Origin of the sequence: Kribbella sp. CA-245084 (assembly GCF_050942355.1) — a bacterium.
GTDB lineage: Bacteria > Actinomycetota > Actinomycetes > Propionibacteriales > Kribbellaceae > Kribbella.
Genome location: NZ_CP192053.1, coordinates 8654056 through 8671587, shown reverse-complemented (window position 1 = coordinate 8671587; position 17532 = coordinate 8654056). Strand labels below are relative to the sequence as shown.

Here is a 17532-nt window from a genome sequence, read left to right as displayed (position 1 = left end):
CGCCATGACACACACGAAGATCTCGATGGCCCAGGCGCTCAACCAGGCGCTGCGGGACGCGATGCACGCGGACGACACGGTCGTGATGTTCGGCGAGGACGTCGGCGCGCTCGGCGGCGTCTTCCGGATCACCGACGGGCTGACCGCTGAGTTCGGCGAGAATCGTTGCTTCGACACCCCGTTGGCCGAGGCCGGCATCGTCGGTATGGCGGTCGGGATGGCGATGAACGGGATGCGCCCGGTCGTCGAGATGCAGTTCGACGCGTTCGGGTACCCGGCGTTCGAGCAGGTCGTCTCGCACGTCGCCAAGATGCGCAACCGGACCCGCGGACGCGTCCAGCTGCCGATGGTCATCCGGATTCCGTACGGCGGCGGCATCGGCGGCGTCGAACACCACAGCGACTCGTCGGAGAGCTACTTCGCGCACACACCCGGGCTGACTGTGGTGACGCCGGCAACGGTCGCGGACGCCTACGGGTTGTTGCGCAAGGCAATCGAGTTCCCCGATCCCGTTGTGTTCATGGAGCCGAAGAAGCTCTACTGGGCAAAGGAAGAGGTCGACCTGACCGAGGAGCAGCCCGGCATCGGCAAGGCCGTCGTACGGCGTGAAGGCGCGGACGCGACGTTGATTGCTTACGGCCCCGCACTACCGGTCGCGCTGGAGGCGGCCGAGGTCGCGGCGGCCGAAGGGCGTCAGCTGACCGTGGTGGACCTGCGCTCGGTGGTGCCGTTCGACGACGAGACGGTGTGCGCGGCGGTACGGCGTACCGGCCGGGCGGTCGTGGTCGCCGAGGCGAGCGGGTTCGCGAGTGTGTCGTCCGAGATCGTTGCCCGGGTCACCGAGAAGTGCTTCCACTCGCTGGCGGCTCCGGTACGGCGGGTCACCGCGTTCGACATCCCGTTCCCGCCACCGAAGCTGGAGAAGTACCAGCTGCCGAGCGTCGACCGGATCCTTGACGCGGTGGACGACTTGCAGTGGGAGGACTCGTGAACACGTTCCTTCTCCCGGACCTCGGTGAAGGGCTGACCGAGGCGGAGATCGTTCGCTGGCTGGTGAAGGTCGGTGACGTGGTCGTCGTCGACACGCCGGTCGCAGAGGTCGAGACGGCGAAGTCGATCGTCGAGCTGCCGTCGCCGTACGCCGGTGTCATCGAAGAGCTCCACGGCGAACCCGGTACGACGATCCCGGTCGGCAAGCCGCTCATCACGGTTGGCGATCCGGCGGGAGAGGCGTACCGCGAGGAAGAGCGTGCCGGCTCCGGGAACGTGCTCGTCGGCTACGGCACGACCGAGATGTCCGGAGCGGGTCGGCGAAGGAAGCCGCGGTCGATGGTCGCCGGGGCAAACCAGGAGCGTGTGCCGGAGAAAGCGCCGCGACGGGTGCCGCTGGTGGTTTCGCCGCTGGTACGGCGCTTGGCGCGCGATGCCGAGGTGGACCTGCGCACGCTGGACGGCACAGGTCCCGACGGCCTGATCGTCCGCCGTGACGTGGAGCTGGCCATCGCACGCCGCACGCAACTGGAGCCGGCCCCGGCCGCACAACCGACCCAGCCTGTAGCGCCGCGAACGGGGCTTCCGGAGTTGCGCCGTACGCCGATGAGCGGCTTCCGCAAGGCCGTCGTCGCAACGCTGACCCGCAGCCGGGCTGAGATCCCCGAGGCCACCACCTGGGTCGACGTAGACGCGACCGCGCTCATGGACCTCCGGGCATCGTTGCGCTCAGCAACAGACCCCGGGCCGGGCTTGCTCGCTCTGATGGCACGCTTCGTCGTTGCCGGCCTGCTCAAGTACCCAGAGCTGAACGGGTACGTCGACACCGAGCGTGAGGAACTCGTCCAGTACGACGGCGTGAACCTCGGCCTCGCCGCGCAGACGGACCGCGGTCTCGTCGTACCGGCCGTCGCCAACGCGCACGCGATGACCACCCGCGGGCTGGACGTCGAGATCCGAAGGCTGACCGAATCGGCGCGGGACGGCAAGCTGACTCAGCAGGAACTGACCTCCGGGACGTTCACGTTGAACAACTACGGCAGCTTCGGTGTCGACGGCAGCGCGGCGATCATCAACCATCCACAGGTGGCGATTCTCGGCGTCGGCCGGATCATCGATCGCCCGTGGGTGGTGGACGGCGAACTCGCCATCCGCAAGCTCACCCAACTGTCTCTCGTCTTCGACCACCGCGTCTGCGACGGCGGCACAGCAGCCGCCTTCCTGCGCTTCGTCGCCGACGCCTTCGAGAACCCGGCCTCGGTCTTCGCAGATCTGTAATCGCGTCCTACGGTGGCGGCATGGCCAAAGCTCCGGCTGACAAGGTCGCCCTGTTCGACGCACTCGTCACGCTGTTCCCAGACGTCGAGCGCAAGGGCGCCGGCTTCCCGTACACCTCGGTGAACGGGAATATGTTCTCGATGCTGAACGAGAACGGCGTCCTCGCGCTGCGCCTGCCCGCCGCCGAGCGCGAGGCGTTCCTGACCAGGTACGACGCGGCGCTCAACGTCGCGCACGGCGTGGTGCAGAAGGAGTACGTCGCCGTACCCGACGCGCTCCTCGCCGACACCGAACAGCTGCGCGAGCATTTTGCGGTGAGCGCCGAGTACGCGCGCTCGCTCAAGCCGAAGAAGAAGTCCTAGGAGAGTTGACGCGGCCTTAGGCCGACGAGGATGACTCGGAGGCCGGAGGCGAAGCGGGCCTCCGGGCCGGAGCGGCTCTTGCGGTTGAGGTAGGCGGCGAGGTGGCCGGCGTCGACGCCCATCCGGCCCGCCGACTCGGTGGCCCAGCGGGAATCGTTCATGCCGCTGCGACGTACCACGGAGAGCCAGGCCGCATCGGTGACTGCGGAGCCGACCAGGTAGTGGAAGATCGCGGACACTGCGGCGTCCAGGTGCGTCCCCTTGAAGCCGGCCGCGTCCAGGACGGACTCGACCCGGTCGATGAGTGCGTTGTAGTTCGGCCCGAGCCCGCCGTGGGACGCGAGTAGCCGCGCCGCCCACGAGTGCTCCCACAGAGCGTCGTACGCCGCTTGGACAACGGTCGTGACGTGGTCCCGCCAATCGCCGCGCTCGGGCGGCGGGACGAGCGCGTCCGCGAAGATCTCGTCGACCACGAGCTCGAGCAGGTCGTCCTTGGTCGCGATCCGCCAGTAAAGAGCCGACGTCGCGGCCGCGTCCAGCTCCGCCGCCATCATCCGCATCGAGAACTTGTCGAGGCCCTCACGATCCAGCACCCGGATCGCAGTCTTGACGATGTCGTCCCGGCTGAGCCGCGCGCGAGTCGGCTCCGGCTCGTCCCGCAGCCACACCGATCCCAGCGCCGATCCGCTTCTCGCACTAAAACAGTGTGTCACACACAAACACACCGTTTCACGCGACCAAAGTCGGGCAGCCCGCGACCTCCGTACGACGACCCGCCCCGCGTACCGGCGAAGTCGGCGCCAGGGGTCGTGACAGTCTGCGGGGATGAGCTCCACACACTTGGGTGTCTACAGCGACTGGATCGAGCATGCGATCGCGCCGTCCGTACGGGAGTCCGCGCAACCGGCTGCGGATCAGGTACGCGAGATCGTCCGGCGGATGGTGTCGACCGCCGGTGACGACGACGGGCCCTCGGACGTGCGCGTCGAGCGGCGCTGGACGGCCGACGGGCTGGTCGGCGAGGAGATCTCGTACTCGGTCGGGTTCGGGCCGCGGACCCGTGCGCGGGTGCTGAAGCCGGCGGACGCCACCGGCCCGCTGCCCGGCGTACTCGCTCTGCACGGTCATGACGGTTTCAAGTACTACGGCCGCGAGAAGATAGCCGACACCGATGAGGAGCCCGTGGCCGAAGTGCGGGCACTGCGGGAGCAGTACTACGAGGGCCGCGCCTACGCCAACGACCTGGCGGCGCAGGGGTACGTCGTACTGGCGCCGGATGCCTTCTGCTGGGGCAGTCGCCGGTTCCCGTTGACGGAGATGCCGCCGCAGGTCCGGGAAGATGCGGTGGACGGAGATGCCGCCGCGTACAACGCTGCGGCCGGCCGTCACGAGCACCTGGTCGAGAAGTACTGCACCCTGCTCGGTACGACGTTCGCCGCCGTCGTCGCGCGGGAGGACCGGATCGCTCTGGACTACCTGCGCGGCCGCGACGACACCACCGACCGGACCGCCAGCATCGGACTGTCCGGCGGCGGTTGCCGGTCGGCGTTGCTACGGGCAACGAGCAGCGAGCTGACCGCTGCCGTCGTCATCGGGATGATGGGTACCTACAACTCGTTGCTCGACCAGAACGTCGTGTCCCACACCTGGATGCTCATGCCTCGCATGTTCCCGCCGCAGGTCGACTGGTCGGACGTGGCCGCCTGTCAGGCTCCGGCGCCGCTCCTCGTGCAGTACAACCGGCAGGACGAGCTGTTTCCGCTGGGCGGGGAGGAGGCGGCGCATGAGCGCATCTCGGCGCACTACGCCGCCGCCGGGTCCTCAGCGTCGTACGTCGGTCAGTTCTTCGACGGGCCCCACAAGTTCGACCGAGCGATGCAGGCCGCTGCGTTCGCCTGGCTGCGCGACGTCCTTGCGGTCCAGTAGGCCAGAGACGAGAGCGACGAGCAGGCCGGATACTGCGAGCGCAGAGCCGACCCAGTTCGGGGCTGTGTAGCCGAGACCGTGCTCGATGGTGAGTCCACCGAGGTATGCGCCGGCTGCGTTGCCCAGGTTGAACGCGGCGATGTTGGCCGCGGACGCCAGCGCCGGAGCGCCCTTCGCCTTGTCCATCACGCGCTTCTGCAGCGGAGCGACAGTAGCGAAGCCTGCTGCTCCGAAGAGGGCGATCGTCAGAGCGGACGGGAGCTTGGCGTGGGCTGTGAACACGAAGGCGACCAGCACGGCGGCTAGTAGTGCCAGGATCAGGTAGAGACTCGGCATCAGCGACCGGTCTGCTGCCTTGCCGCCCAGCAGGTTGCCTACGACGAGCCCAGCGCCGAACAGCACCAGCAGCCAGGTCACTGCGCCCGCAGAGAAGCCCGCGACGCCGGTCATCATCGGTGCAATGTAGGTGAAGGACGCAAACACTCCAGCGAAGCCGAGCGCAGTCATAGCCAGCGCCAGCCACACCTGCACGTTCTTGAACACGGCCAGCTCGGTCCGCAGCCCCGGCCCCTCAGCGGTGCCCTGTCGCGGTACCAAGAACACGATGCCGAGCAGACCGACCACGCCGAGCGCAGTGACGGCCCAGAACGTCGATCGCCAACCGAAGTGCTGTCCGAGCGCAGTCCCACCCGGTACGCCGAGCACGTTGGCCACAGTGAGTCCGGTGAACATCAGCGCGATCGCACTGGCCTGCTTAGCCTTCGGTACGAGCGACGCGGCGACGACCGATCCGACTCCGAAGAACGCTCCATGGGACAGCGCCGCGATGATCCGCCCGGTCATCAGAACGCCGTACGACGTCGCTAGCGCGGAGACCAGGTTGCCCGCGATGAAGACGCCCATCAGCGCGATCAGGACGGTCTTGCGGGAGACCTTCGAGCCGATCGCGGTCAGCAGCGGTGCGCCGACGACCACGCCGAGCGCGTAGCCGGAGATCAGCATGCCGGCCGACGGGATGCTGACGCCGAAGTCGGTGGCGACCTCCGGCAGCAGGCCCATGATGACGAACTCGGTAGTGCCGATCCCGAACGCACCGATGGCCAGGGCGAGCAGGGCTGCGGGCATGACTCGACTTCTCCCTCGAATGTAGTCTTATGACTGTTACCGGCGTGCGCGATAGTTGCATACGCGGGCTATTGCACAAGCGCTATGATTGCGCATGCAAGCGTGAAGTTCAAGTGGAGGTGTCGTGGGACTACCGGATGACGCCGCGGAGGCGCGGGCGCAGGGGTGGCGCACCCTGGCCGCTCTGCATGCCCGGATCGAGGACGAGCTGGAGCGCGCGCTGCAGAAGCAGCACGGTCTGTCCGTCAGTGAGTACAGCGTGCTCGACGTGCTGGCGCGGCAGGACGACTACCACCTGCGGATGAACCAGTTGTCCAACGCTGTGGTGCTCAGCCAGTCCGCTACTACCCGGCTGGTGAACCGGCTGGAGGACCGCAAGCTCCTGGAGCGGTACCTGTGCCCGACGGACCGGCGTGGCATCTACACGGAGGTCACCGAGGCCGGCCGTGAGCTGCTGGACCAGGCTCAGCCGACCCACGACGCCGTACTGACGTCCGCACTGAAGAACGCCTCCGAGCTGCCCGAGCTTTCGCCGCTTGTCGACGCCCTCGGGAAGCTGTCGCTGGCGGTGTGACATGGCGCGCCGGTGGGACAACCGGAAGGCCTATTACTGGCTGATGGGCAGTTGCCTCACCCTGATCGGGCTGGCGTGGTTCGTCGTCCGGCTGTTCTCGATCCCGGTCGCGATCGGGATGAGCGCGGTAGCCGCCGTACTGCCGCCGATTGCCGTCATCGTGGCGAACTGGGGTCACGATCAGCGCTGACGTCAGCGTCCGCAGGCGTCGGGTCGAGGTAGAGGTGCCGCACCATCGGGAACGCCTCCCGCACCTGTACGTCGATCTTCTCGGCGAGCTGTTCAACAGCGGCGCCGGTGGTCTCGGAGTCGTCCAGGTCGACCGTTGCGACGACGAGAACCCGGTCCGGCGCGAGCTGCAGAGTGAGCAGCTCGAGTACGTCGTCGATGCCCGGCGTACCGGTGATCAGTTGACGCAGTTCGCGCTGGGTGTCGGCCGGTAGCGCGCGTCCGATCAGCATGGTCTTGTTGTCCCGGCCCAACGTGAATGCGACCACGATCAGCAACAGGCCGATCGCGATCGACGCGGCGCCGTCCCAGATGTGATTGCCGGTGACGACTGCCAACGTCACACCGGCCGCTGCGATGAGCAGTCCGATCAGTGCGGCCGAGTCCTCGAAGGCCACGGTCTTCACGGCCGGCTCGGCACTCCGTAGGTGCGTCATGAGCGGTACGTCGGCTTCGCGAGCCTCGCGCCGGAGCTGGAGCACCGCCCGCAGCCAGGAGCTCCCCTCGAACACGAACGAGATCCCCAGCACCGGATAGATCACGGCCAGGGCGGCGATCGGCGACGGCGCGAAGATCGAACGCAGGCCCTCGGTGATCGAGAAGCCGGCGCCGAGGACGAGGATGCTGACCGCCGCGAGCAGCGACCAGAAGTACCGCTCCATGCCATAGCCGAACGGATGCCGGGCATCGGCCGGCTTACGGCTGCGGTGCAGCGCGGCCAGCAGGAACACCTGGTTGAGCGTGTCCGCGACAGAGTGCGCTGCCTCGGCGAGCAGCGCGGTGGATCCGGACAGCAGCCCGGCGACGATCTTGGCGATCGCGATCGCCAGGTTCGCCGTACCGGCCACCAGGACTGTTGCGTCCGACTCTTCGTCCGCCATCACCTCCGCGTGCCCGCGGCGCCATCACCCCAAACGAGGACGTCGATGAACGCTGCGGCCAGCGGGTCGGGTTCGCCGCGGGTGTACGCCGTGAGCGTGCGACGGACTGGCGGATCCAGATGGAGGACGTGGCTGCCTTTGGGGTTGTCCAAGATGTTGTCCGGGACCAGGGCGGGTCCCAGGCCGGCCGCGGCAAGAGCCGGTGCGGCGGCGGTCTGCTCCGTGCGTACTGCGATCCGCGGCTCGAAGCCCGCCTGTGCGCACGCGTGGTCGAGGACGTCCGCGAGTCCGTGGCCCGGTGCGTAGTGGACCCAGGCGCGATCGGCGAGGTCCTGCAGCTTGATGGTGTCTCCGCTGGCGGCGGGATCGTCCGAAGCAACGACTACGACGAGTTCCTCGTGGCCGATCGTGCGGGTGACGCCAGACCAGTCGGTGGGCTCGGGGCCGACTGCGAGGTCGGCTTCGCCGGCGTTCATCGCCTCGATGAGATCCTCGGTATGGCGGTGCTCGAAGAGCCGGATGCCGACGTCGGGATGCGTCTGTCGCCACCGGCGTAGCGCGGCCGGGAGTACGCCGAGGGTGATCGAGTACAGCGTGGCGATCTGCAGTTCGCCGACCTCGAGCCCCGCGGCCTGACGGGCGGCGCAGCGGGCGCGCTCGGCGTCGGCGAGGGCAGCGCGCGCGTGCGGGAGCATTGCGCGGCCGGTCGGCGTGAGGCGGACCGTACGGGGGAGTCGCTCGAGCAGCGGTCCGCCGGCTGAGCGTTCGAGCGTGCGGATCTGGTGCGAGAGCGCCGGCTGGGTGACGTGCAGGAGCTCAGCGGCCTTGGTGAAGGAGCTTTCGTCGACAACCGTGACGAAGTACTCGAGCTGCCTCAGCGTTGCCATGATCTGAGTTTATGGCTTCAGTGAAAACTATGCCTTGGATTTATCTGCGCAGGTCAGCAAGGCTGTTGGACATGGAGAACGTCGCGTTGGTCGTAGGCGCCCGGGGAGTCATCGGGACGAATCTGGTCGAGCATCTGGCCTCGCTGCCGGACTGGCGCGTGATCGGCCTGTCCCGTCGCGGCGGTGTCGACGTACCCGGCCGCGTCCGGCATGTCGCCGTCGACCTGCTCGATCCGGACGACACGCGGACCCAGCTCTCGGGACTGTCCGACGTGACGCACGTGTTCTACGTCGCCTACCAGGACCGGCCGACGTGGGCCGAACTGGTCGCGCCGAATCTCGCGATGCTGGTGAACGTCGTGGACGCCATCGAGCCAGTCGCGCGTGGGCTGCAGCACGTGAGTCTGATGCAGGGCTACAAGGTGTACGGCGCGCATCTCGGTCCGTTCAAGACGCCGGCCCGGGAGGACGATCCGCCGCATCTGCCGCCGGAGTTCAACGTCGACCAGCAGCGGTTCCTGGAGGAGCGGCAGCAGGGCAAGGCGTGGACCTGGTCGGCGCTGCGGCCGTCCGTCGTCGGTGGCGCAGCGTTGGGGAATCCCATGAACCTCGCCGTCGCGATCGCTGTGTACGCGTCGATCTCCAAGGAGCTCGGCGTACCGCTGCGCTTTCCGGGCAAGCCCGGTGCGTACGACGCCCTGCTCGAAGTTACCGATGCCGGTTTGTTGGCGAAGGCAACGGTCTGGGCGGCGACCTCGCCGGGCGCGGCGAACCAGGCGTTCAACATCACGAACGGCGACCTGTTCCGGTGGAGCGAGCTGTGGCCACGGTTGGCGGCCTGGTTCGGACTCGAGGCGGCGCCGCCGCTGCAGATGTCCTTGCAGGACGTGATGGCTGACAAAGAGCCGCTGTGGAAGCAGATGCAGGCCACCCATGGACTGGCCACGACGTCCTTCGCTGAGGTGTCGTCGTGGCCGTTCGCGGACTTCGTTTTCGGATGGGACTACGACTTCTTCGCCGACTCGTCGAAGTCCCGGCGAGCCGGATTCCACGAGTACGTCGAGACCGAGCAGATGTTCTACGACATCTTCGCCGAGCTGCGGCGGCAGCGGATCATTCCCTGATCAGTCGCCGCGCAGATCGGTGCCGTGGGTGCGGAGGAAGTAGATCGGGTCGGTGTAGGTGCCGGGGAGCTTGCCGAGCGACTGGATGACCGTCGACGATCCGTTGGCGTGGCTCATCGCGTACAGGTACGCCGTACCGGCGTCTTTGTCGACGCCGATGAGCAGTGTGCTCACTTGGCCGCAGCGCTGGGCGACGAGGTAGTCGAACGCTCCCCAGGTCCCTGAACGGACCTGCTTGACCACTGGGGTCATCGCCTTGGTCAGTGGCAAGCGGATCGTGTACAGCGCCCCACCGCGGGTCGTGGCCAGGAACGTGTCGTACGTCGTGGACTGGCCGAGCAGCGCCCACGTCTTCACGGCACTGAAGCCACCGGTCTGCCCGCTCGGCGTCCACCCGAAGCTGTTGATGACCCAGCGGTGAATTGTCCCGTTGCTGAGGCCGTAGAACTGGTTCCGAGCGGTCCGGCGGTCGGCGTCGACCGACAGGCCGATCGCGGAGTACGGGCCCCAGCCGGCACTGATCTGGGTGAACGACGGGTCGGCGGGCTCCGCTGTGTTGGAGTTGTACGACGCCTGTCCGATGAAGTTGCTCTTGTTGACGACGATGCCGGACTCGAGCGACGGCAGGTTGCTGCTCCAGTTCCAGATCGTGCTCAACCGGGCCTCGCCGGGGCTGAAGACGGTCACCTGCCGCTGGATCGACGAGACCGTCGCGGGCTGGGTGGCCGTGACGGTCCGGTACTGGACAACGCCTTGGCTGGTGATGGAGCCGAGATCCATGGTGCAGGCCGTCGCGGTCGGTGCCGCTTGGGCCGGGCTGGTCAGGAGGGTCAGGGGGAGTACGAGCGCCGGGAGGGCGCGCAGGAGCTTCATGTGGGTCACCAGTCCTCTCAGTGAGGTTGATGCGCGCAACGGATCCGAAGTTACCGCCTCGATGTGGCATGCTCCGGGCTGTGACGGCGATGGGTGCGGGAAAGCTGCTCGGGACCAATCTGCGGGCGCGGCGGGACGAGCAGGGCATCTCGCTGTCCGAACTGGCCCGCCGGTCCGGGATCGCGAAGGGCACGCTGTCGCAGCTCGAGTCCGGTGCGGGCAACCCCACGATCGAGACAGTGTTCAGTTTGTCGAACGCTCTCGGCGTGCCGGTGTCCGCTCTGCTGGCCGAGTCGCCGGCGTCGGACCTGGTCCTCGTGCGGTCCGCGGATGTCGACGTACTGTCCGGTGAGGCGATCGATCTGCGGATGCTGCGACGGCTCGAGCATCCGGGCGGGCTGTTCGAGATCTACAACCAGGAGATCCGGCCGGATGCGGTCCAGCAGTCCGACGGGCATCCGGGGACCGAGCATCACATCGTCCTGGCTGGTCGGCTGCGCGTCAGCACACATGGGCGGACCGAGGAACTGGGGCCTGGCGACTACCTTGCTTTCCGGGCGGCCGGACCGCACGGTTACGAGGCTGTCGACGGCCCGGTGCGGTCGGTGCTGCTGCTCGAATATCCGCCGGATGTGTATCCGACGGCGGCCGGTGGGCCGCATTTGCCGGGATAGTTCCGGAAGAAGTCCGGGAGAGGTCCGGTTGAGTGCATTGACCGGTCGTCGGAACCGCGCGTACTCTCGATATCGTTCATTTTAGCGAACGTCTTCGAGGAGAGTCGTCATGCACCGGTCCGCGACACCCGATGTGGTGGTGGTCGGCGCGGGCATGGTCGGGGCGGCCTGCGCGGAGGCGTTGTCGGCGGCCGGCGTGCGGGTGCTGGTCATCGATCGCGACGGGCCGGCCGCGGGGACGACAGCCGCCGGTGAGGGCAATGTGCTGGTCTCGGACAAGGAGCCCGGGCCGGAGCTCGACCTGGCAGTCGCGTCGCGGGCTGAGTGGGACGTCGTGCGCGGCCGCCTGGCCGACCACTTCGCCGATATCGAGTGGGAAGCCAAGGGCGGCGTGGTGGTGGCGACGGGTGATCCCGAGCCGTTGACCGCCTTTGCAGCCAAGCAGCAGGAGGCAGGGGTTGCGGCGCAGGTGATCACGCCGGCTGAGGTGTTCGACCTCGAGCCACTGATCACGCCCCGAGTCACGATCGGGGTGCATTACCCAGACGATGCCCAGGTGCAGCCGGTGCTGGCTGCAACGGCTCTGCTGGCAACCGTCCGCGAGCGCGGTGGCGAGGTGAGATCGGGGGTGACCGCGCTCGGGGTGCGGCAGTCGCGTGGACGTGTGGTCGGTGTGGATACCTCGGACGGCGATATCGCTTGTGGGGCAGTGCTCAACGCGTGCGGACCGTGGGCCGGTGCCTTCGGTGCGGCGGCGGGTGCGCCGATCGAGGTGCTGCCACGACGCGGGATGATCCTGGTGACCGCACCGCTGCCGGAGTCCGTGCGCCACAAGGTGTACGACGCTGACTATGTCGGCGCGGTCGGGAGTGGCGACGCCGACTTGCAGACGTCCACGGTGGTCGAGTCGACGCGGGCCGGGACGGTGCTGATCGGGTCGAGCCGGGAGCGGATCGGGTTCGACGAGGCGGTCCGGGTGCGGGTGCTGCGGGAGCTTGCACGGAAGGCGGTCGGGCTGTTCCCGTTCCTCGGCGATGTGCAGGTGATGCGTGCGTACGGCGGCTTCCGTCCCTACGCGCCGGATCATCTGCCGGTCATCGGTGCGGATCCACGAGTTCTTGGGCTGTGGCACGCGACCGGTCATGAGGGCGCGGGTATCGGGCTCGCGCCGTCGACGGGACGACTGATCACGGAGTTGTTCCTCGGTCTCACGCCACACGTCGACCCATCACCGTTCCGCGTGGACCGCCCGGCGGTGATCGCGTCATGAGCGCTTATCTTCGACCCCGCTCCGGCGATCCGTCCGAGGTCGGTGCATCGCCGGCGGTGGACCTCACGGTCGACGGGCATCCGGTCACGGCTCATGCCGGTCAGACCGTGGCCGCCGTACTGCTGGCGAACGGCCGCGACACGTGGCGGACGACTCGCGTCCACGACCGACCTCGCGGGACCTTCTGCGGGATCGGGGCGTGTCAGGACTGTCTGGTGACAGTCAACGGTCTTGCCGACGTGCGCGCGTGTCAGCGGACGATCGCGACCGGCGACGCGATCACGACGCAGAACGGTGCGGTCCTGCCTGCTACCTCGGCGCCTCAGACCGTCGCACATTCTCCGATGTCGGCCGAGGTTGTGGTCGTGGGTGCTGGTCCGGCGGGTGTCGCGGCCGCGCTTGCTGCTGCGCAGGCCGGCGCTGAGGTGCTGCTGGTGGACAACGGCCGGGCGATCGGCGGTCAGTACAACCGGCAGCTTCCCGAGGAGTTCGCCGCGCATCGGCCGGATCGCCTTCAGCACGAGTGGAAGGCCTTTGCGGCCCAGCGGGACGCCCTTGGCAGTCATCCGCGGATCACCTACCTCCCAGAGACCTCGATCTGGGCGATCGAGGACCTTCGCCTCTGGGCGCAGCAAGGGCCGGCGGACGCGGCCGGTCGGCAGCCGTTCCCGATCGCCGCGAAGGCCGTGGTGCTGGCGACCGGTGCCTATGACCGCGTGCTTCCCTTTCCTGGCTGGGATCTGCCCGGTGTGTACACGGCAGGGGCGGCCCAGGCGCTGGCCAAGGGACAACGCATTGCGATCGGGCAACGCGTTCTGGTCGCGGGCACCGGTCCGTTCTTGCTGCCGGTGGCCGAGTCGCTCCTCGGCGTCGGCGCTGAGGTGGTCGCGCTGCTCGAGGCAAACTCGCTGACCGCCGTGCGCAAAGGCTGGTCGACGGATCCATTGGTTGCCCCCAGCAAGCTTCGGGAGGCCGTCGGGTACGGCGCTTTGCTCGCCCGGCACCGCGTCCCGCTCCGCCATGGCTGGACCGTGATCGCCGCGCATGGGACGTGCCACGTCGAAGCCGTCACCATCGCTCGGCTCGACTCCAACTGGCGTCCGGTTCCCGGGAGCGAACGCCGCCTGGATGTCGATGCGGTCTGCGTTGGCTTCGGTTTCACCTCCAACCTCGAGCTCGCGGTCTCGGCCCGCTGCAACCTCACCACAGGTCCCGACGGCGGCCCGGCGGTCGCCGTCGACGCCAACCAGCAAACGACCACCTCGGGTATCTACGCCGCCGGAGAGCTCACCGGCATCGGTGGTGCCGCGCTGTCCAGCGCAGAAGGCGGCTTGGCCGGCGCAGCGGCAGCTCATCACGCGCTCGGTGGCGAGTCACCTTCCTTGGACTCAACAGCTGTCACGCGGGGTCGACGGTTTGCGGCAGCGTTGGCCAAGGCGTATCCCGTGCGAGACGGGTGGAAGAGCTGGAGCAACGCGGACACGATCGTCTGCCGCTGCGAGGAAGTCACGCGGGGAGAGCTCGAAACCGTCGCCGGAGAGCGCGGTCTCGACGACGGCCGGGCAATGAAGCTCAGCAGTCGCGCGGGGCTGGGGATGTGTCAGGGGCGGGTGTGTTCGCGCACCGTCGCCGCATTGCTGGCCGCGCCGGGCGACGTACCGAAACCAAGCATGAAACGACCGATCGCCGTACCAGTGAGGCTGCGCGATCTAGCTCAAGCTGAGGAGAATTCATGAGCGAGAAACTGGACGGCGTGATCGTTGCGACCGCGTTGCCGTACGCCGAGGATGCGTCGGCGCCGGCGGGGTTGCGGCCGGACCTGGACAGGTACGCCGAGCACTGCCGCTGGCTGGTGGACAACGGCTGCCGCGGCGTCGGACCGAACGGGTCACTCGGTGAGTACTCGTCGCTGACCGACGACGAGCGGCGCGCTGTGGCGAGGACGGCGATCGAGGCGGTCGGCGACGACGGTGTCGTGGTCGTCGGCGTACACGGTGTCGGTTCCCACCAGGCGCGCGCGTGGGCGGAGAAGGCGGCCGAGGACGGAGCCGACGGCGTACTGTGCCTGCCGCCGACGATGTACCGGGCGAACCGTGGCGAGGTGATCAGCCACTTCACCGAGGTCGCGAAGGCCGGGCTGCCGGTGATGGTCTACAACAACCCGCTCGACACCAAGGTCGACCTGACCCCGGACCTGCTCGCCGAGATCGCCGGGATCGAGAACGTCGTCGCGGTGAAGGAGTTCTCCGGTGACGTCCGCCGGGTCCTGGAGATCCGCGAGCTCGCGCCGGACCTGGCCGTGATCGCCGGCGCTGACGACCTCACGCTCGAGGCGCTGCTGATGGGTGCGACCGGCTGGTTCGCCGGCTTCCCGAACGTGTTCCCGAAGGAATCGGTCCGTTTGTACGACTTGGCGCTGGAGGGCAAGCTGGAAGAGGCCCGCGCACTGTACGAGCCGCTGGTCGCCGCGTTCCGCTGGGATTCGCGGCCCGAGTTCGTCCAGGCGATCAAGTACGGCATGGACTACGTCGGTCGGTACGGCGGGCCGTGCCGCCCGCCGCGTGGACCGCTCGTCCCCGAGCACGTCGCCCAACTGGAGCAGGACATGAAGAAGGCCGTGGAGTCGTTGGCATGAGGTCCGTCCGGACGATCTCCGCGATCGACTCGCACACCGAGGGCATGCCGACCCGCGTCGTCACCGGCGGGGTCGGCGTGGTCCCGGGTGCGACGATGGCCGAGAAGCGCGAGTACTTCATCAAGCACCTGGACGACCTGCGGTTGTTCCTGATGAACGAACCGCGTGGTCACGCCGCGATGAGCGGAGCGATCCTGCAGCCGCCGACCCGCTCCGACGCCGACTGGGGCGTGCTGTACATCGAGGTCTCCGGCCTGCTGCCGATGTGCGGTCACGGCACGATCGGCGTCGCGACCGTGCTGGTCGAGTCCGGCATGGTCGAGGTGACCGAGCCGGTCACGCAGGTCCGGCTCGACACGCCCGCGGGGCTGGTCGTCGTAGACGTTGCCGTGAGCAACGGTCGCGCGGAGCATGTGACGTTACGCAACGTCCCGTCGTACTCGCATGCCTTGGACGCTTCGGTCGACGTGCCCGGACTGGGGAAGGTCACGTACGACATGGCGTACGGCGGGAACTTCTACGCGATCCTGCCGTTGGAGCAGCTCGGGATCCCGTTCGACCGTGCCGAGAAGAACCGCATTCTGCAGGCCGGCCTGGACATCATGGATGCGATCAACGCGACGGACCGCCCGGTCCATCCGCTCGACCCGGGTATCAACGGCTGTAAGCATGTTCAGTTCACCGCGCCGGGTGAAGACGGCGCCGACTCCCGCAACGCGATGGCGATCCACCCGGGCTGGTTCGACCGTTCACCCTGCGGCACCGGTACGTCGGCCCGCATGGCCCAGCTCCACGCCCGCGGCGAGCTCCCGCTCAACACCGACTTCGTCAACGAGTCGTTCATCGGCACCCGCTTCACCGGCCGCCTGATCGAGGAAACGACGGTCGGCCCGCACCCCGCCGTCGTACCCACCGTCACCGGCCGAGCCTGGATCACCGGCACCGCCAACTACCTGCTGGACCCCGACGACCCATTCCCAACCGGCTTCGTCCTCTAGACCACCGGCCAAATCGAAGCGAGCTCGACCACCTCGAGCTCGCCCAGACTGCAGTCAGCTCCGGACGCGGCAAGCGTCAGCCCGTAGTGCCCCGGCGGCACACACGCAGTCAGCGACGCCTCACCGTCATTCGCAAACACCTCGATAGACGTCGTATCCACGACAATGTCGAGCTTGCCAACCGCGGTGATCGTCGTCTGCACGGCCACGGCGGTCGGCTGTTCGGCGGACGTGGTGGTTGGTTGGTCGGGTGCGAGTAGGGCGATAGTGGCTGAGGTCACGGTGATCTGGGTGCCGCAGATGGTGAGGGTTAGTTCGCCGTTTGGTGGGAGGGTTGCGTTGCAGGTGATGCGGAGTAGTGGCCAGGCTGTGCCTAGCTGCCATGGGGTTCCCGGCGACAGGGTGCGGGCGGGCCAGGTGTGCCGGGTGCGCGAAAGGGTCTCCAGTTCGGGGACGGGCTTGCGGTACATGCGTAGGCCGGCTGGGGTGCGGTGCAGGGTTAGGTCGCAGGGGATGCTTACCTGTTGGTTGAACGGCATGTTTGGGTAGTGGCCGCCGCGCATCCAGGCGACCTGGACCCGGCGGGGAGCGGTGCCGCCGCCTGGCGCCGCCCAGCTCTGGGTTGCATAGAAGTGTGGGCCGCCGTCGACCTGCAACTGCGAGGTCTCCTCGACGAAAGTCTTCCCGTCGAAGGAGCCGATCGAGTATCGGCCGTCGCCGCGGACGAGGACCCAGCGTGACTCGTCGGAGCCGGCGACACCGAGCTCGAAGAAGTCCGGGCATTCGAAGCTGTCCGAGATCGAACTGTCCAGCGACTCCCAGTGCAACAGGTCGTCGGAGCGCAGCAGCTGGTAGCGATCGTCGCCGTACAGCACCATCACCCACTGCGCGCGCCGGTGATCGCGGAACACCATCGGATCGCGCTCCGGCAGGTCCATGATCGGGTTGCCGGCGTAGTGCGTCCAGGTCCGTCCGCGGTCCAGGCTGTACGAGACGCACTGCGACCGGTTGTCGTTGCGAGACCAGAAGGCAACCATCGCCGGACCCTCGCCCGGCCCGGCGAGGCCCGAGGTGTTGTCGACGTCGACGACGCAGCTACCCGACTGCACGCCGGTGCCGAGGGACTCCTCGAAGAACGCCGGCTCCAGTTCGGTCCAATGCACCAGATCGTTGCTGACGGCATGGATCCAGCACTTGTTCCAGCGCTGCGCGAACAGGTGGTATTCGCCGTCGTGGAAGACCAGCCCGTTGAGGTCGTTGAGCCAGCCCTCCTCGCGCTCGACCGGGTTCAGCCGGTGCATCGCCCACTGCCGGGCCGTGAAGTGGAGCTGCGGTCGCAGAGCTTCCCGATATAGCGGGGGTTTCGCGGTCACGACAGTCGGCGTCGAGCTCTGGACGATGTCGCTGACGCGGACATACCCCCACTCGCCGTCGGCCTCGTCGACGAGCTCGAGGTGCGCATCCTGGCCGAGCCAGTCGGTCAGGTCGAAGGTCGCTGCGTGCAGGCGTTCGGTGGCCCGCCCTGTCTCGGTACGGACGACCTGCCCGTTGACGACGACGTTCAGGCAGGTCTTGTACTCGTAGTCGCCGCCGCAGATCTGGAAGTTCAGGTACGGCCGGGAGATGACGAACTGCGCCGAGAGCAGCCGCCCCGGCGTGGACGTGGTGAAGTCGCCGACGACGGCATCGGCGGACAAATCAGTCACG

General features: G+C 67.9%; 18 protein-coding genes. 12 read left to right on the top strand and 6 right to left on the bottom strand.

What is annotated here, in order from left to right; genetic code table 11:
* Positions 1-4 precede the first annotated feature (4 nt).
* The 3 genes from ACQPYH_RS41625 to ACQPYH_RS41615 are packed head-to-tail and all read left to right on the top strand — an operon-like array spanning position 5 to position 2630.
* A complete protein-coding gene (locus ACQPYH_RS41625) occupies positions 5-991 on the top strand; it encodes an alpha-ketoacid dehydrogenase subunit beta (protein ID WP_432883395.1) in 987 nt (328 codons plus the stop codon).
* On the top strand, positions 988-2268 hold the full coding sequence (locus ACQPYH_RS41620; protein ID WP_432883393.1) for a dihydrolipoamide acetyltransferase family protein: 1281 nt from the start codon (positions 988-990) through the stop codon (positions 2266-2268). Before ACQPYH_RS41625 ends, ACQPYH_RS41620 begins: the two co-directional genes overlap by 4 nt.
* Before the next feature lie 20 nt (positions 2269-2288).
* Positions 2289-2630 carry a hypothetical protein gene (locus ACQPYH_RS41615; protein WP_432883391.1) on the top strand — a complete coding sequence of 114 codons (342 nt, stop codon included), beginning with the start codon at positions 2289-2291 and terminating at the stop codon, positions 2628-2630.
* Here ACQPYH_RS41615 and ACQPYH_RS41610 read toward each other — a convergent pair.
* Positions 2627-3298: a TetR/AcrR family transcriptional regulator gene (locus ACQPYH_RS41610; RefSeq protein ID WP_432883389.1), complete on the bottom strand. Its 672-nt coding sequence runs from the start codon at positions 3296-3298 to the stop codon at positions 2627-2629. The two genes, ACQPYH_RS41615 and ACQPYH_RS41610, sit on opposite strands and share 4 nt — an antisense overlap.
* Positions 3299-3455: 157 nt before the next feature.
* On the opposite strand from ACQPYH_RS41610, the gene ACQPYH_RS41605 reads away from it, so the two are divergent.
* Positions 3456-4556: a dienelactone hydrolase family protein gene (locus ACQPYH_RS41605; protein WP_432883387.1), complete on the top strand. Its 1101-nt coding sequence runs from the start codon at positions 3456-3458 to the stop codon at positions 4554-4556.
* On the opposite strand, the gene ACQPYH_RS41600 is transcribed toward ACQPYH_RS41605, so the two are convergent.
* Positions 4452-5681, bottom strand: a complete 1230-nt coding sequence (locus ACQPYH_RS41600; protein ID WP_432883385.1) for an MFS transporter — start codon at positions 5679-5681, stop codon at positions 4452-4454. The two genes, ACQPYH_RS41605 and ACQPYH_RS41600, sit on opposite strands and share 105 nt — an antisense overlap.
* A gap of 124 nt (positions 5682-5805) precedes the next feature.
* Between ACQPYH_RS41600 and ACQPYH_RS41595 the strand changes: the two genes are divergently transcribed.
* Positions 5806-6255 (top strand): MarR family winged helix-turn-helix transcriptional regulator, encoded by a 450-nt coding sequence (locus ACQPYH_RS41595; protein ID WP_137256382.1) that lies wholly within the window; start codon positions 5806-5808, stop codon positions 6253-6255.
* Position 6256: 1 nt separating this feature from the next.
* Positions 6257-6445, top strand: a complete 189-nt coding sequence (locus ACQPYH_RS41590; protein ID WP_329003994.1) for a DUF3099 domain-containing protein — start codon at positions 6257-6259, stop codon at positions 6443-6445.
* On the opposite strand, the gene ACQPYH_RS41585 is transcribed toward ACQPYH_RS41590, so the two are convergent.
* Both ACQPYH_RS41585 and ACQPYH_RS41580 read right to left on the bottom strand, forming a co-directional pair.
* The gene (locus tag ACQPYH_RS41585) at positions 6411-7364 is read right to left on the bottom strand and encodes a cation diffusion facilitator family transporter (protein WP_432883382.1); all 954 of its coding nucleotides are present in this window, start codon (positions 7362-7364) and stop codon (positions 6411-6413) included. The two genes, ACQPYH_RS41590 and ACQPYH_RS41585, sit on opposite strands and share 35 nt — an antisense overlap.
* Positions 7364-8251: a LysR family transcriptional regulator gene (locus ACQPYH_RS41580; protein WP_432883379.1), complete on the bottom strand. Its 888-nt coding sequence runs from the start codon at positions 8249-8251 to the stop codon at positions 7364-7366. Before ACQPYH_RS41580 ends, ACQPYH_RS41585 begins: the two co-directional genes overlap by 1 nt.
* 71 nt (positions 8252-8322) lie before the next feature.
* Here ACQPYH_RS41580 and ACQPYH_RS41575 point away from each other — a divergent pair, with 71 nt between their 5' ends.
* Positions 8323-9375, top strand: a complete 1053-nt coding sequence (locus ACQPYH_RS41575) for an SDR family oxidoreductase (protein ID WP_432883377.1) — start codon at positions 8323-8325, stop codon at positions 9373-9375.
* On the opposite strand, the gene ACQPYH_RS41570 is transcribed toward ACQPYH_RS41575, so the two are convergent.
* A complete protein-coding gene (locus ACQPYH_RS41570; RefSeq protein ID WP_432883374.1) occupies positions 9376-10248 on the bottom strand; it encodes a hypothetical protein in 873 nt (290 codons plus the stop codon).
* An 89-nt stretch (positions 10249-10337) separates the two neighbouring features.
* Between ACQPYH_RS41570 and ACQPYH_RS41565 the strand changes: the two genes are divergently transcribed.
* The 5 genes from ACQPYH_RS41565 to ACQPYH_RS41545 all read left to right on the top strand — a co-directional run bounded on the left by ACQPYH_RS41565 (position 10338) and on the right by ACQPYH_RS41545 (position 15825).
* On the top strand, positions 10338-10922 hold the full coding sequence (locus ACQPYH_RS41565) for a helix-turn-helix domain-containing protein (protein WP_432894632.1): 585 nt from the start codon (positions 10338-10340) through the stop codon (positions 10920-10922).
* 109 nt (positions 10923-11031) lie between these two features.
* Positions 11032-12192, top strand: a complete 1161-nt coding sequence (locus tag ACQPYH_RS41560) for an NAD(P)/FAD-dependent oxidoreductase (protein ID WP_432883372.1) — start codon at positions 11032-11034, stop codon at positions 12190-12192.
* On the top strand, positions 12189-13928 hold the full coding sequence (locus ACQPYH_RS41555) for a 2Fe-2S iron-sulfur cluster-binding protein (RefSeq protein WP_432883369.1): 1740 nt from the start codon (positions 12189-12191) through the stop codon (positions 13926-13928). The genes ACQPYH_RS41560 and ACQPYH_RS41555 overlap by 4 nt, the downstream gene beginning before the upstream one ends.
* The gene (locus tag ACQPYH_RS41550) at positions 13925-14827 is read left to right on the top strand and encodes a dihydrodipicolinate synthase family protein (protein ID WP_432883367.1); all 903 of its coding nucleotides are present in this window, start codon (positions 13925-13927) and stop codon (positions 14825-14827) included. The genes ACQPYH_RS41555 and ACQPYH_RS41550 overlap by 4 nt, the downstream gene beginning before the upstream one ends.
* Positions 14824-15825, top strand: coding sequence for a proline racemase family protein (locus ACQPYH_RS41545; RefSeq protein WP_432883365.1), 1002 nt, complete (start codon positions 14824-14826; stop codon positions 15823-15825). The genes ACQPYH_RS41550 and ACQPYH_RS41545 overlap by 4 nt, the downstream gene beginning before the upstream one ends.
* Here the strand turns inward: ACQPYH_RS41545 and ACQPYH_RS41540 are convergent.
* On the bottom strand, positions 15822-17531 hold the full coding sequence (locus tag ACQPYH_RS41540) for a GH32 C-terminal domain-containing protein (protein ID WP_432883363.1): 1710 nt from the start codon (positions 17529-17531) through the stop codon (positions 15822-15824). The two genes, ACQPYH_RS41545 and ACQPYH_RS41540, sit on opposite strands and share 4 nt — an antisense overlap.
* Between the last annotated feature and the right edge of the window lies 1 nt (position 17532).

Excerpts from the sequence above, each read along its gene's own strand:
- ACQPYH_RS41580 (WP_432883379.1), bottom strand. The coding sequence starts at position 8,251 with ATGGCAACGCTGAGGCAGCTCGAGTACTTCGTCACGGTTGTCGACGAA.
- ACQPYH_RS41590 (WP_329003994.1), top strand. The coding sequence starts at position 6,257 with ATGGCGCGCCGGTGGGACAACCGGAAGGCCTATTACTGGCTGATGGGC.
- ACQPYH_RS41565 (WP_432894632.1), top strand. The coding sequence starts at position 10,338 with ATGGGTGCGGGAAAGCTGCTCGGGACCAATCTGCGGGCGCGGCGGGAC.
- ACQPYH_RS41550 (WP_432883367.1), top strand. The coding sequence starts at position 13,925 with ATGAGCGAGAAACTGGACGGCGTGATCGTTGCGACCGCGTTGCCGTAC.
- ACQPYH_RS41605 (WP_432883387.1), top strand. The coding sequence starts at position 3,456 with ATGAGCTCCACACACTTGGGTGTCTACAGCGACTGGATCGAGCATGCG.
- ACQPYH_RS41625 (WP_432883395.1), top strand. The coding sequence starts at position 5 with ATGACACACACGAAGATCTCGATGGCCCAGGCGCTCAACCAGGCGCTG.
- ACQPYH_RS41615 (WP_432883391.1), top strand. The coding sequence starts at position 2,289 with ATGGCCAAAGCTCCGGCTGACAAGGTCGCCCTGTTCGACGCACTCGTC.
- ACQPYH_RS41575 (WP_432883377.1), top strand. The coding sequence starts at position 8,323 with ATGGAGAACGTCGCGTTGGTCGTAGGCGCCCGGGGAGTCATCGGGACG.
- ACQPYH_RS41585 (WP_432883382.1), bottom strand. The coding sequence starts at position 7,364 with ATGGCGGACGAAGAGTCGGACGCAACAGTCCTGGTGGCCGGTACGGCG.
- ACQPYH_RS41555 (WP_432883369.1), top strand. The coding sequence starts at position 12,189 with ATGAGCGCTTATCTTCGACCCCGCTCCGGCGATCCGTCCGAGGTCGGT.
- ACQPYH_RS41560 (WP_432883372.1), top strand. The coding sequence starts at position 11,032 with ATGCACCGGTCCGCGACACCCGATGTGGTGGTGGTCGGCGCGGGCATG.
- ACQPYH_RS41545 (WP_432883365.1), top strand. The coding sequence starts at position 14,824 with ATGAGGTCCGTCCGGACGATCTCCGCGATCGACTCGCACACCGAGGGC.
- ACQPYH_RS41600 (WP_432883385.1), bottom strand. The coding sequence starts at position 5,681 with ATGCCCGCAGCCCTGCTCGCCCTGGCCATCGGTGCGTTCGGGATCGGC.
- ACQPYH_RS41570 (WP_432883374.1), bottom strand. The coding sequence starts at position 10,248 with ATGAAGCTCCTGCGCGCCCTCCCGGCGCTCGTACTCCCCCTGACCCTC.